This window comes from Bacteroidales bacterium (genome assembly GCA_014860585.1).
GTDB lineage: Bacteria > Bacteroidota > Bacteroidia > Bacteroidales > 4484-276 > RZYY01.
In genome coordinates this window covers 1-13,376 of record JACZJL010000154.1, presented here as the reverse complement: position 1 = coordinate 13,376, position 13,376 = coordinate 1, and the positions used below count along the sequence as shown (strand labels likewise).

Annotated in this window: 13 protein-coding genes; 4 read left to right on the top strand and 9 right to left on the bottom strand. The window is 43.4% G+C overall.

Features of this window, described 5'->3' with window-relative positions; genetic code table 11:
* The coding region (locus tag IH598_15650) for an efflux RND transporter permease subunit (protein ID MBE0639952.1) at positions 1-798 on the top strand (798 nt) is incomplete at its 5' end.
* 44 nt (positions 799-842) lie between these two features.
* On the top strand, positions 843-2,156 hold the full coding sequence (locus IH598_15645) for a TolC family protein (GenBank protein ID MBE0639951.1): 1,314 nt from the start codon (positions 843-845) through the stop codon (positions 2,154-2,156).
* Between the two features lie 272 nt (positions 2,157-2,428).
* Here the strand turns inward: IH598_15645 and IH598_15640 are convergent, their stop codons facing one another.
* From IH598_15640 to IH598_15630, 3 genes are read right to left on the bottom strand one after another with little or no spacing between them, the layout of a single operon-like run.
* Positions 2,429-3,844: a sugar transferase gene (locus IH598_15640; protein ID MBE0639950.1), complete on the bottom strand. Its 1,416-nt coding sequence runs from the start codon at positions 3,842-3,844 to the stop codon at positions 2,429-2,431.
* Positions 3,845-3,857: 13 nt separating this feature from the next.
* The gene (locus IH598_15635) at positions 3,858-4,805 is read right to left on the bottom strand and encodes a hypothetical protein (GenBank protein MBE0639949.1); all 948 of its coding nucleotides are present in this window, start codon (positions 4,803-4,805) and stop codon (positions 3,858-3,860) included.
* 3 nt (positions 4,806-4,808) lie between these two features.
* On the bottom strand, positions 4,809-5,780 hold the full coding sequence (locus IH598_15630) for a Gfo/Idh/MocA family oxidoreductase (protein ID MBE0639948.1): 972 nt from the start codon (positions 5,778-5,780) through the stop codon (positions 4,809-4,811).
* A gap of 96 nt (positions 5,781-5,876) precedes the next feature.
* On the opposite strand from IH598_15630, the gene IH598_15625 reads away from it, so the two are divergent.
* Entirely contained in the window at positions 5,877-6,530 is a 654-nt protein-coding gene (locus tag IH598_15625; GenBank protein MBE0639947.1) for a protein-L-isoaspartate(D-aspartate) O-methyltransferase, read from the top strand.
* Here the strand turns inward: IH598_15625 and IH598_15620 are convergent.
* The 4 genes from IH598_15620 to IH598_15605 all read right to left on the bottom strand — a co-directional run bounded on the left by IH598_15620 (position 6,527) and on the right by IH598_15605 (position 10,942).
* The gene (locus IH598_15620) at positions 6,527-8,950 is read right to left on the bottom strand and encodes a bifunctional (p)ppGpp synthetase/guanosine-3',5'-bis(diphosphate) 3'-pyrophosphohydrolase (GenBank protein MBE0639946.1); all 2,424 of its coding nucleotides are present in this window, start codon (positions 8,948-8,950) and stop codon (positions 6,527-6,529) included. The two genes, IH598_15625 and IH598_15620, sit on opposite strands and share 4 nt — an antisense overlap.
* Positions 8,951-9,140: 190 nt before the next feature.
* Positions 9,141-10,157, bottom strand: coding sequence for a flotillin-like protein FloA (gene floA / locus IH598_15615; GenBank protein MBE0639945.1), 1,017 nt, complete (start codon positions 10,155-10,157; stop codon positions 9,141-9,143).
* 26 nt (positions 10,158-10,183) lie between these two features.
* Complete coding sequence (locus IH598_15610; GenBank protein MBE0639944.1) at positions 10,184-10,651, bottom strand: hypothetical protein; 468 nt, start codon at positions 10,649-10,651, stop codon at positions 10,184-10,186.
* Positions 10,652-10,669: 18 nt separating this feature from the next.
* Positions 10,670-10,942 (bottom strand): ATP-dependent Clp protease adaptor ClpS, encoded by a 273-nt coding sequence (locus IH598_15605; GenBank protein ID MBE0639943.1) that lies wholly within the window; start codon positions 10,940-10,942, stop codon positions 10,670-10,672.
* A gap of 127 nt (positions 10,943-11,069) precedes the next feature.
* Here IH598_15605 and IH598_15600 point away from each other — a divergent pair, with 127 nt between their 5' ends.
* Positions 11,070-11,711 (top strand): CoA pyrophosphatase, encoded by a 642-nt coding sequence (locus IH598_15600; GenBank protein MBE0639942.1) that lies wholly within the window; start codon positions 11,070-11,072, stop codon positions 11,709-11,711.
* Positions 11,712-11,728: 17 nt separating this feature from the next.
* On the opposite strand, the gene IH598_15595 is transcribed toward IH598_15600, so the two are convergent.
* Together IH598_15595 and IH598_15590 are read right to left on the bottom strand one after the other, a co-directional pair.
* Positions 11,729-12,145: an OsmC family protein gene (locus IH598_15595; GenBank protein MBE0639941.1), complete on the bottom strand. Its 417-nt coding sequence runs from the start codon at positions 12,143-12,145 to the stop codon at positions 11,729-11,731.
* A gap of 271 nt (positions 12,146-12,416) precedes the next feature.
* Positions 12,417-12,785 carry a DMT family protein gene (locus tag IH598_15590; protein ID MBE0639940.1) on the bottom strand — a complete coding sequence of 123 codons (369 nt, stop codon included), beginning with the start codon at positions 12,783-12,785 and terminating at the stop codon, positions 12,417-12,419.
* Positions 12,786-13,376: the final 591 nt, after the last annotated feature.

Here is a 13,376-nt window from a genome sequence, read left to right as displayed (position 1 = left end):
ATTAATCGTTACAACGGGCAAAAAGAGATCAGGGTTGATGCAGAGTTGGTGAATCCTTATGAAGCCGTGCCGCCAATTTTAGAGAGGGTCAGAAATGAAATTTTGCCTGAACTCAACCAGCTTTATCCCGGAGTAGAAGTTGATTTTCAGGGGCAGAGCCGCGACAGTGCTGAATCCGGTGCTGACCTGGCTAATGCTTACCTGATTGCTTTCATCATCATCGTCGCATTGATCATGATGCACTTCCGGTCGGTAATGCAGGCCACCATTGTAGTGCTTATGATCCCTCTTTCTATCCTTGGGGCAATATGGGGGCATGGTATTGAAGGCATTCCCGTTTCAATGCTCAGCGTTTGGGGTATGGTTGCCCTCTCGGGGGTAATCATCAATGATGCCATCGTTTACCTGGCAAAATACAATAGTCTACTCCGGGAAGGTCTCTCTATAGCCAATGCTGCCTACCGGGCTGGCTTGGCACGCTTCCGCCCTATTATTTTAACCACCCTGACCACCACCGTCGGGCTGTACCCTATTATTCTCGAAGGCAGTTTCCAGGCTCAGTTTCTTAAACCAATGGCCGTGACACTCGCCTATGGTGTAATGATTGGCACCGGGTTTATCCTTTTATTCTTCCCAGTTCTGATCATTGTTCTCAACGACCTTCGTTTTCACTCCGTTAGCCTCTGGCGACGATTCTCATATTGGTACCACGGGAGTTTGCCCGAAGGGGTTAGTCTCGTTCCAACCCGCGAAGAACTGGAACCGGCTGTAAAACAGCAAAAAGTGACCATGAATTGATCTAAAATGTAATGAAACACAGTAAGAGCCTTATATTAATCCGAATGAAAATTATTTTGTCTTCTGCTTTATTCCTTCTCCTTTTCCCAGCCGCGTTTGGCCAGCAAGTGCTTGAACTTTCGCTGAATGAAGCCATCAGCCTTGGATTGGAGAGAAATTACCAGATCAAAATCAGCGAACAGGAAGTGCGTATTGCACAGAACAACAATACTCAGGGCGCCGCAGGAAGGTATCCATCATTAGATTTCAGAGCTACTCAGGGGAATCTGTTTAACAACTCCCAAAATCGCACCGATCCTGATACCCGCGATCAATTGTACACCAATTATATCTCTCCTTCAGTCAATCTAAACTGGACAATTTTTGATGGTTTCAGGGTAAATATTACGAAAAAGAATCTTGATGCACTGGAAGAATTGTCAGAAGGGTACTCTGCAGTGGTTATCGAAAATACCGTTCAGGCCCTCATCCTTGCTTACAACAACCTGTTACTTCAAAGAGAAAAACTTTCGGTTTATTCTGAATTAAAGATTTTGTCGCGTGATAGGCTGGAGTATGTCAAAACAAAACAGGAATATGGCAGTGCTACTACATTTGATGTGCTGCAGGCCAACGATGCTTACCTGCTTGATTCGGTAAACTACCTGCAACAGGAACTCAGTATCCGGAATGCTACCCTGCTGATGAAGTTATTGCTTGCGCTGGATGAGGATGTGGAATTAACGCTTACAGACGAATTCAACGTCGATTTTTTTGATTACGATATTGATGTGCTCATGCAACGGATGTTGAGCAGCAACCGTACGTTGCTGAATCAATACGTAAATCAGAAAATATATGAAAATTCGACAGAGCTTGCAAGAAGCAGCATTTATCCCGAACTCTACCTCGGAGGTGGAGCTGACTACACCAATTCAAGGCTAAAATATGTTGATGAGTCTCCATCCACAAATTATTCATTCGGTTATTATGCCAATTTCACCCTCAGGTTTAATTTATATAATGGGGGTACTACGAGAAGGGCTCTTCAGAATGCTTTTATCAGTGAAGATATTGGCTTGATAAAACTTGCTGAAATGCAGAAAAACTTAAGTAACCAGCTACGGAATCAGTTCGATCTTTACCAGATCAGGAAAAACCTGCTGTTGGTGGCTGAATCGTCTCAGGAAAGCACTGGACTAAATCTTCAGATTGCAGAAGAACGTTTCAAAGCCGGAACCATCAACTCCTTCAACTTCCGCGATATACAACTCAATTATCAAAATGCCTCCATCCGCCGTCTGGAAGCCATCTTTAATCTGATTTACACCGAAACCGACTTACTGCGGCTCACCGGTGGAATTATTTCAGAAAACTAAAACCCACTAACCTGGAAAAGCCTCTTTGGACAATAATCAAACAACAAAAAACTCAACAAGATTCCTTTGGACAAAAATCTCATCTCAAAGTTTTGGGATCAAATGATCAAAAATCTAAGCAGTGAAGCAGCCCTGCCTGCGTGACGCAGTCAGGCAGGAATGAATGTATACCAGTTTAGTATTTGAATTTTTTGGATTTCGTATTTATTTGTCTTTTGACTTTTGTCATTTGAAAATTTTGCCAATATAAGCAACAATTTACAAATATGACACTACTTCCCTCTTCCCTGGATTATAATAAGCACGGTATAGAACATAATCTTGAAATCCATGGCCAGCGACATATTCTCGACATAGAGGATATCATATTTTAACCGCTGGATCATCTCATCCACTGTGGAGGCGTATCCGAATTTGATCTGACCCCATGATGTAATTCCAGGTTTTACCTTGAACAACATACGATAATGCGGGGCGCGTTCAACGATTTGATCAATATAGTACTGTCGTTCAGGACGGTAGCCAACCAGCGACATATCGCCCTTGAGCACGGTGAAAAATTGAGGAATTTCATCCAACCTCATTTTACGCATCAATTTGCCAAATGAAGTGATCCGGCTGTCGTCTTTAGATGAAAGTTGTGGCGTACCTTTTTCAGCGCCAACATACATCGATCTGAATTTGGGAATCATAAAAGGTTTTCCGTGCAACCCGATACGTTCCTGCTGGTAAAAAATCGGGCCTTTGGATGACAGTTTTACTCCTACGATCAGAAAGATGTACAGGGGTAACAATAAAATGATGGCCATGGATGAGGCCACAACATCAATCAGCCTCTTCAGCGATTCCTGCCAGGGAGGCAGCAAAGTTGGTGATATCTGGATCAGCGGTTCGGTGAAGATGGAGGTGGTTTTCACTTTTCCAAGCATGTAATCCTGCATCACCGGCATGAGTTTGATTATAGTGTCTGTTTCTTCGATTACCGTCAATATTTTTTCGATCAGCTTGCTTTCGTGGGGTTCCACTGCAATAATAATCTCCTCTATCTGGTGCTCTTTGATCAATTCCATCAGCGATTTGTAACTACCCAGGTTTGGCAGGTAACCGGCTAACGGGTAATGTTCCGCTTCTTTTACGCTCACAAACCCAACAAATTTATTTCCTGAAGATGGAAACTGGTGATCAAGCTCTTTATAAATATCAACGGCATTTTTGCTTCCCCCAACTATGATCGTATTAAAACCGATGATCTTCCGGTGGATTTTCTTCACAGTTTTTGTTGTGATATAAAGGCGGAATCCTGCGGTGAATACGAACTGAAGCCCAAAGAGCACAAAAAATGACTCGTAGTGGCTTCTGTGCGAAACAACGACATCATCAAGCAGCAAAGTAAAATAAAGAATCAGCACACCGATAAAGCAGGTTGAAAAGGTGATGGCGAGTTCTTTGATCCTTGTTTTCCGGTAAACATTCCGGTAGGAGCCGGCCATTATGTAAAGGATAATCCAGAACAGCGGAACTACGAGGATCCCCAGGTATAGCTTCCCATCGCCGAAAATCTCGGAAAGATTGCTCAACACCTGCGGGTCGATGATATATTTACGGTAACTGAAAAAAAGCAGCCAGGCAATAAAGGCAGCAAACCAGTCGGAAATCAGGTATTTGGCTAACTGAAATGTATTGTTCATTTATTTTTCTTTTTTACCTGTACATGAGTTTAATATTATCAAGATAGATGTCAGCAGCTTCCATGTCGTTAGGCAGCATCGTACGGAAAAAAATCTTAAAATCGACAGCATCCTGCGAGTTCTTTAATGTTTCAGTCAGGTTGATATATATTTTGTTCCAATCGCTTTGGGGAAGCAGGTAAATGATTTCTTTTTTGATGATCTGACTGGGAGTTTGAGAAAAGATACCAACCGAAAAAGTGTAGTCATTTTTATAGTTTAATTCAAGAAAAACAGGATCTCCGGTAGTGGGTAATTCAAATGAGTCAAAAGAAGCCGCCTCAAATACGTCGTTTTCACCTGTAAGTTCAACCAAACCCGAATAGTTCCCTTCAAAACCCTCACCAATTGTGGTTTTGATGATATTAACCTCACTGTTCAGCCGGGTTGTATCCAACGAAATGACTGCGTTTTCAAAATCTTCCATCCAGACAAACACGGTAGAGGCGCGGTAAGTGGTTGACGGATCAACAGTGATGATACTGTCGGGTATGAAGCTAAATGCATCAATAATCACCGGTTCGAAAAAAGGATTGTTGGCGCGCGTGGTTTTTATCCCGTTGAGTTTTATTCCTCCTTCAATACGCAGTTTTCCGGGTCCATCTTTGAGTATAGGAATGACAGCGGGCAATTCAAAAACACCAATCGTCTGATCATCAGCAAACACCCACACATCGGTTATTTTATGCGAGTTGGTTCCCTGAACTGCATAATTTGTGGTCAGGTTAAAATTCTCTACTTTTACTAAAGCTGGTACTCCAGGCTTGAGGTTATCATCCTGACAGGCGGTAAACAGAACAACTGCCGTTGCGATCAAAAATATGAACCGGTAAAACCAGGCGATCCTCATTCCTATTTGGTAAGTGTATGTGTTGAACGTCTTAAACAAGATGATATTTTGCTTGAATTGGTGGCTTGTCATAGATTAACCGGCAATTTTACCGAGTATTTTATGTGCCACATCCAGCGCTCTGTATCCGTCGAAGATAGTAACCGGTGGGGTTACATTGAGTTGGATGGCGTCGGCGAAACTTTCCAGTTCGGTCATGATGGCGTTATTGGGCACTATCTCCGGCTTGTCGAGCAGTAATTCTTTTTTACCCTTACCGCTACCAAGATCAATAACCATGGCAAACGGGTCATCCGGGTCATTTTCAATATCTCTCATCCGGACGATTTCGATGTCTTTTTTCAGGAAGTCCACGGCAATGTATGCATCACGCTGGAAGAACCTCGATTTTCGCATGTTTTTCAGCGATATCCGGCTTGCCGTTAAATTGGCCACACAGCCGTTGTCGAACTCTATCCTTGCATTGGCGATGTCGTGTGAGTCGCTGACGATAGCTACGCCACTTGCACTTATTTTTTTCACTTCCGATTTAACCACACTCAACACAATGTCAATATCATGGATCATCAGGTCGAGAACAACCGGAACGTCAGTCCCTCTTGGGTTGAACTGCGCCAGGCGGTGGGTTTCGATAAACATCGGATTCTGGATCAATGGCCTTGCAGCCAGAAATGCAGGATTAAAGCGTTCTACATGGCCCACCTGCACCTTCACTCCCGCTTCTTTCGCAATCTCGATCAGCTCGAGCGCTTCAGCGGATGTTGTCACCACAGGCTTTTCGATGAACACGTGCCGTGCTTTTTTAAGCGATTCTGAAGCACATTCAAAATGCGAAACGGTGGGTGTTACAATGTCAACGACTTCCACAGCATCAATCAATTCGTGAATCGAATCAAATCTTTTAATCTTGAATTCTTCAGCAACAATTTTTGCAGTGGCATCATTTGGATCGTAAAAACCCACAAGTTCGTACTTTTCCAGCGCTGCAATACATTTAAGGTGAATCTTGCCGAGGTGTCCGGCGCCTAAAACTCCGATCTTTAGCATAAATTAATTTTTGGCAAAAATAAATGATTTTTATCCTTACCGAAATGATTAATTTCGCCGTCCACACTTAAAAGCATTGTTTTACCCAACTAAAAGATGGAACTCACTGACAATTACCGGCATCGGGGATTACGCCAGCAACTGGTCAACAGCATTATCGACAAAGGAATAAGAAACGAGAGGGTAATTGCCGCCCTGCTGAAAGTACCCCGGCACATCTTTATGGATTCATCTTTCCTTGAATTTGCTTACCAGGATAAAGCCTTCCCGATTGGGTCAGGCCAAACCATATCACAACCATACACTGTTGCCATTCAATCAGAACTGCTCATGGTTGAACCCGATATGACCGTGCTCGAAATTGGCACCGGTTCAGGCTACCAGGCTTGTATTCTTGACGAAATGGGCGCCAGGGTGTACAGCATTGAGCGCCAGTTTAACCTTTACAAAAAAGTGAAGCAGTTTTTTGAAAAGTATAATTACAAAGTAAAAGTTTTTCACCGTGACGGCTACCAGGGATTGCCAGCGTTTGCACCCTTCGACCGTATTATCATCACGGCCGCATTGCCAGAAATTCCGGAGGAGCTTAAACGGCAACTGAAGGTTGGAGGAATACTGGTAGCGCCGGTCGGCAGCCAGGGGCATCAGACCATGACCCGCCTGATTAAAAAAGATGAAAATGATTTTTCGGTGGAGCATCACGGCGGTTTTGTGTTTGTGCCGATGCTACCGGGTAAAGGGAACGACTAGTCGAAACGCCCGACCTTTACCACTCCTTTGATCTTGAGCAGTTTCTGCCGCAAATAACCCAGGTGTTCAACATCCCTCACCTGTACTTTGATCAATCCTTCGAAACTGGATCCCAGGGATTTGAAGTTGATACTTTTCATGTTCACCTTCAAATCTTCCGAAATGGCTTTTGTGATGTCGTTAATCAGTCCAACCCTGTCCATACCAACAACACGAAGGTTGGTAATAAAAAATTTCATACTGTTCATCTCTTTCCAACGGGCTTTTATTATACGATAAGGAAAACGTTTCAGCATCTGTTCGGCATTCGGACAGGTGTATCGATGGATTTTGATACCCTGGTTTACGGTGACAAAGCCAAAAATCCTGTCACCGGCAATCGGGTTACAACACTTTGATAAGCTGTAATTGAGGTTGGTAACCCCTGATTCGATGGTAATGTAACCCTGGTCCTTTTCACTCTGACTTTCGATGAGTTCTTCGAAGTCAAATGGTTTTTCTGCTTTTTCAGATTTCTCTTCTATCTCCTCAGTGGTTTTGAAAAGCAGCTTAATCTCCTGAACATCAATTTTCTCTGTGGCAATATGATAATATAGATCAACCGGTTTTTTAAAATTAAAGTACTTCAGGATTTTAATCAGTTCTCGGTCATTGAGTTCAATCTTCCAGTTTTTAAATTTCCGGTAAAGCATGTCTTTGCCCACCTCAGCCTCTTTGTATTTTTCTTCGCGCAATGACCGCGCAATCCGGTTCCTCGCCTTGGAAGTAACAACAACATTGAGCCAGTCGGAATGTGGACGTTGGTTTTTTGCCGTGAGGATTTCCACCTGGTCGCCGTTTTTAAGCACATGCCGGATGGGGAAAATTTTACCGTTGATTTTCCCTCCAATGCACTTGCAGCCCACATCGGTATGAATCTCAAAAGCAAAGTCAAGAATTGTAGCACCATTTTTAAGCTCCCTGAGGTCGCCGGTTGGCGTAAAAACATAGATACTGCCTGACTGAACATCAATCCTTGCCGGCTGCTGCTCATCGAGTCGCTGTGTGCCTATGGTTTCGAGTATGTTACGCACGTCCACCATCCAGTGATCGACATTTCTGCCATAAGCCGATTCTTTATATTTCCAGTGGGCAGCGCTGCCTTTTTCCGCTTCTTCATCCATCCTCACCGTCCTTATCTGTACTTCGACCCATCGGTCGTCAGGCCCGAGAACCGTTGTATGCAGCGACTCATAGCCACTGTCTTTGGGTGTGGTTATCCAATCGCGAAGGCGCTTTGGGTTCGGTGGATAAATATTTGTGATGATGGAATACGTTTGCCAGCAAGCTGTTTTTTCCCGATTAAGCAATTCGAGATAGCGTTTTCGACGACATTCAAATTTTTGGATCTCCTGGGTTCTGATTTCATCTAAAATGGCTTGATCATCAGCGTTTTCGCCTAGTGCAGTTTTTTTGACGCCATTGCCATGAACCAATTCTTCTTTTTGCCTGCTTTTTCTGCTACGGCGAACATTCCGCGGATCACCGCTTGATTCCAATTCATTTTTGAAAGACTCAATAAAATCCTCATCCTGCTTAGTCAAAATCCCGGTGAGAATGACCCTGATGGCAAAAAGATCGTAAACCTGCTCCAATTGGACATTCTGGGTTTCAAGTTTCTTTTTGATCGAAGAAATGGATTTGGCTCGGCTTTTAATTTCGTACTTAAGATTTGCATTATCCAATTGCTCTACCACCGGATGTATAAATTTTTGAATGTACTCATCCTGTTGCTGACGGGTTTCATTTAGCCTTGACTCAATCATTGCATATTCCACCGGATGCGTATATCGCAACGCAAGATCCTCAAGCTGGGCTTTGATCTGGTATAGCCCCATGCGGTGAGCAATAGGAATGTAGAGGTATTGAACGTCGTTGAGAAAAGCTTTTTTCAATTCATCCGGCAGTGTTTCATAATTCCGCAGATCGTGCAGGCGGTGCGCCATTTTAATAAAAATAATACGCACATCATCAATCATGCTGAGGAACAAACTTCGAAAATTCTCCGATTGCAGCTTCACCTTATCTGAATGAAATCCGGAAAGTTTCTTAAATCCGCGGACAATTGCAGCAACGTCATTTCCGAATTGTTTTCCAACCTGGTCGATGTTCTCATCAGGTGAATGGATGATGTCATGAAACAATGAAGCAATGACAGAGCCCGCACGCAACCCAATTTCATCTGCAACGATAATTGCCACCGACAAACTATGCAAGATCAACGGCTCACCCGACGGCTTACGTTTTTCATTGTATAATGAAACAGCAAGCTGAAAGGCATTTTCCAGTTTCTGAATGTCCTCCGGAGCACAGTTCCTGCAAACCTCCTTCAGTTGAGTAAACCGCTGATTGATCTCGTTTTGTTCTTTCTCGTTAATCATTAATTGGTGATGGAGTTGTTTCAGAGTTCTTTAAAATAATTGGCCATTTAAAAACTATGAATCGGTTTTCTCATGTTCCCCGATCAATCATTTTAACGGCATTAACAGCAGGTAAGTATTAAAAAAAGTTTCTTTAACAAAACACCCGGCTCAAACATGGCCGGGTGTCAAACAATTTATCTTTTAAAAATTATTTCAAATCCGGCTTGTCTTTCACTTTCGAACCCGTGTCGGGAGGGGTAGAAATTGAATCCCGCATCCTGGTGTCGGCTTTAATATTTTCAAATTTGTAATAATCCATAATACCAAGATTTCCGTTTCTGAATGCTTCAGCAATGGCTTTCGGGATTTCGGCTTCAGCCTGGATAACGTTGGCACGGGCTTCCTGCGCGCGGGCTTTCATCTCCTGCTCAAGGGCAACAGCCATGGCGCGACGCTCTTCGGCTTTGGCCTGGGCAATGTTTTTATCAGCATTGGCCTGATCCATCTGGAGCACTGCGCCAATGTTTTTTCCAACGTCGATATCTGCAATGTCGATCGAAAGGATTTCAAAGGCAGTACCTGAGTCAAGTCCTTTATCCAACACAACTTTTGAAATCGAATCCGGGTTTTCGAGCACTTTTTTGTGCGAATCAGCTGAGCCGATGGCGGAAACAACACCTTCGCCAACCCTGGCAATAACGGTGTCTTCACCTGCACCCCCGACAAGTTGCCTAATGTTGGCGCGTACGGTAACCCGGGCTTTGGCAATCAGCTGAATCCCATCTTTTGCAACAGCAGCAACAGGTGGCGTATTGATCACTTTCGGGTTAACCGACATTTGCACCGCTTCAAACACGTCACGACCGGCAAGGTCAATTGCTGTGGCGGCTTTGAAGGACAAATCAATATTGGCTTTATCAGCAGAGATCAGCGCATTAATCACCGATTTCAAACGTCCTCCGGCCAGATAGTGTGCTTCAAGTTCATCCCGGTTGAGTTTCAACCCGGCTTTTGTAGAAGTTATGAGGCTTTGGACGATGATTGATGGCGGGATTTTTCTCCAGCGCATCAGCACCAGTTGAAGCAAAGAAATCCTTACTCCCGACACAAGGGCCGAAAACCAAAGCCCCACCGGGATAAGATAAAAAATGATCCAAAGCCCGAACAAGGAGGCAACTCCGATGGCAATGATGACCAATGCACTGGTGTCGCCATTAGCTTGCATAATTACAGCATTTAATTCCATGATAATTAGTTATTTGTTTTTACAAAGATTTTATTTCCGTCAATTTTAACCACTTTTATTTCAGTTTCCTGATCAATCAGTTCTCCGGTTGATGTAACTTCAAAATATTTGTCGTTAATCAGGGCTTTTCCCATAGGAACAATGCGCGAAATGGCTTTTCCAACATCGCCAACCTTAATCGAATCCACCTCTATTTCATTCACCCTGCTGTCGATGGAAGAGTCCAGCATCACCTTTTTCCAGGTTCGGGATCGCAACGAAAGCACGAGTGTTACAACCGTTGAAACGATGGTTCCCGTCAAAACAAGATGACCTGTCGTGGTTCCATGTATGACATAGCTTTGCCAGATGCCAATGAATATCATCGCAAACCCGGCTACTCCCACTACGGTTGTTCCGGGGATGACCAGAATCTCAAGAACGAGAAACAACAGACCGACAATAATCAACACCAATATAATTGTCCAGGACATGTATGAATAATTTTATCGTTATTTAATCGAAACCGTTAAACCCCTGTTGGTCATTTCCTTGCTCAATGGCACCAACTCTTCAATTTCGCCCGATTTCACGGGACATTTTCCATTGAAATGAGCAATCAGCGCACATTGCTCAGCGGTGAGCGGGTCGTGCTCACACACTTCAATCAGCGTCTCGATCACAAAATCGAATGAGTTCACCTCATCATTGTAAAGAATGATCTCCCGCTTATCGGTCAATTGCTCCTCTACCTGATCAGATGATTTTGTGCGTTCTTTTACCATTTATCGTTCTTATTAATCGCAAAAACAGGAATCACAAATTTTACTTAGGTGCAAAAATAATCCATTTTATTTAATGTCAAAAGGAAATCACCTGTAGTATTCCTCGAAGGATTAATTTTGCGACGCTATGACAACAACTTTATTTCACGAATTCATCGCACGATTACAAAGCAGCCTGAAAAGGCCACTTCCAGGGATAAATGCCCAGTTTAAGCTGGTTCCGCCCATGCGATCCAGTTTTCCTGAACCGGATATGTCCAAAGTCAGACTTGGCGCTGTGCTTGCACTGCTATTTCCCGATGGTGATTCCACCCGGTTGGTTTTCATTCAGAGGCAGGATTACCAGGGGGGGGTACACAGCGGGCAGATTTCGTTCCCGGGTGGCGGATTTGAAAAAGCAGATGAAACCTTCGAAGCCACAGCCATCAGGGAAACATATGAAGAAATCGGAGTTTCGAAGGAATCCATCAAAGTGATCGGTGAGTTGACACAATTGTACATTCCTCCCAGCAATTTCCTGGTTCGTTCTTTTGTCGGGTATGTACCTTATGAACCCGTATTTAGTCCTGACCCTGCTGAAGTGAGCGAGATTTTCACTATCCCTGTCAATCAATTGTTAAACGAAGAAAACTGCCAGCATCGCCCCGTAAAATTTAGAGCAACCGAAGTTTCGGTTCCCTGCTTTTTTGTTGAAAATAAACTGATATGGGGCGCCACAGCTATGATTCTTAGCGAGTTACTCGAAGTGATCAGAAGATCAGAGGAGTAATCTGCAACTTCAGGGGGTTAATCCAATATTTTAATTTCGCTGGTGATTTCAGCAGCATGTTTCAACATGGCCGACACACCACAATAGCGCTCCTGGGAAAGATTCACCGCTTTTTCGAGTTTCTCCATCTGCAGGTCTTTTCCCCTGAACTGGTATTCGAGATGGATCTTGTTGTAATACACCGGGTGCTCGGTAGTTGATTCAGCCGAAACCACCACATTGAAGAACTCCGGCTCAACACGCATCTTGCGTAAAATGGAGATTACATCCATCCCTGTGCAGCCTCCCAGACCGGCCAGCAACAACGGTTTCGGACGGGGACCACGGTTTTGGCCACCATTTTTCTCCGTGGCATCAATCATAAACTTGTGGCCATTCACTTCCACATCAAACGACATCCCCTCATTGAGGGTTACTTCAGCATACTTTTCCATAAAATTAATTTTCGGCAAAAGTAATGATTTATTGGTGATACTAATGCGCTTTAAATAAGTTTAACAAAATTCCAGGTTTTCTATTTACAGGTCAGGATCCATGATGAGTAAGTAAATTATAACTATTGTCAGCAAGAAAACTTCATAAGTTGAAAATCAATGAGTACCCCAACCCTAAAGGGAGCATTGATTTTCAACAATTAACTCCCTCTAGGGTGGGGCAAATTAATTGTTGAAAATCAAATTCAAAGGGTTTTCTTGCTGACACTAACTATTTTTTAAACACAAAAAACACCGCCAGCACAAGGAAAATGAAACCGACGATGTGATTCCATCTGAATGTTTCAGTTTTAAAAACCAACAAGGTAAAAACCACAAAAACCGTTAGAGTGATCACTTCCTGAATGACCTTAAGCTCGACTAAAGTAAACGGTCCGCCATTATCCCTGAAACCGATCCGGTTGGCTGGAACCTGGAAAATATATTCAAAAAAGGCAATTCCCCAGGAAATCAGTATAATGGTAAAAAGGCCGAGGGCTTCAAACCATTTGAACTCCCGCATCTTTAGGTGGCCATACCAGGCAATGGTCATAAAAGCATTGGAAAGCACCAGCAATCCGATGGTGTAGAATATTTTCATACGCAAAATAATTGAAAAATGTGCGCAAAAGTAGCAATGAAAATGATCCCTGGCTTAGTTTACAGGCACGAAACCCTGTCACGAGCTGCGCACACTGACAGGTTTTATAAATTCACCCCGTGAATGTTATCAAACGCCCGCCAAACCTGAAACTGCGGTGGACTTTGCAGGCGATTCACCGTGTGACTTTTCAACATGCACGAGTCACCCGGTGAATCATACCAACGTGCCACTGAATTTGAAATTTTTGTGGATTTCTGAGCGAATTCACCAGGTGACTTTCCAGGTTTTACTGTCACCCCTTGAATGTTACCAAACACCCACCAAACCTGGAACTGCGATGAACTTCAGGTGATTCACGAGGTGAATGATCTCTCGTGAATTTGATAAGCGTTTTACCCTGAAAATAAGGTTAATAAGGTTGGAAAGCATGATGGTTGCTCAGTTCTACTATTGTACTCCCCATTCTTTAGACCACAAAGATGTGTTTTTAAGGTTTGATGTTATTGTATAAAATGCTTTTTGTTTATGCTCTTGAAATAGCCCATAGCAAGAACCGGAAATAACTTTTTGGCCTCCCGAAGGGTTTTG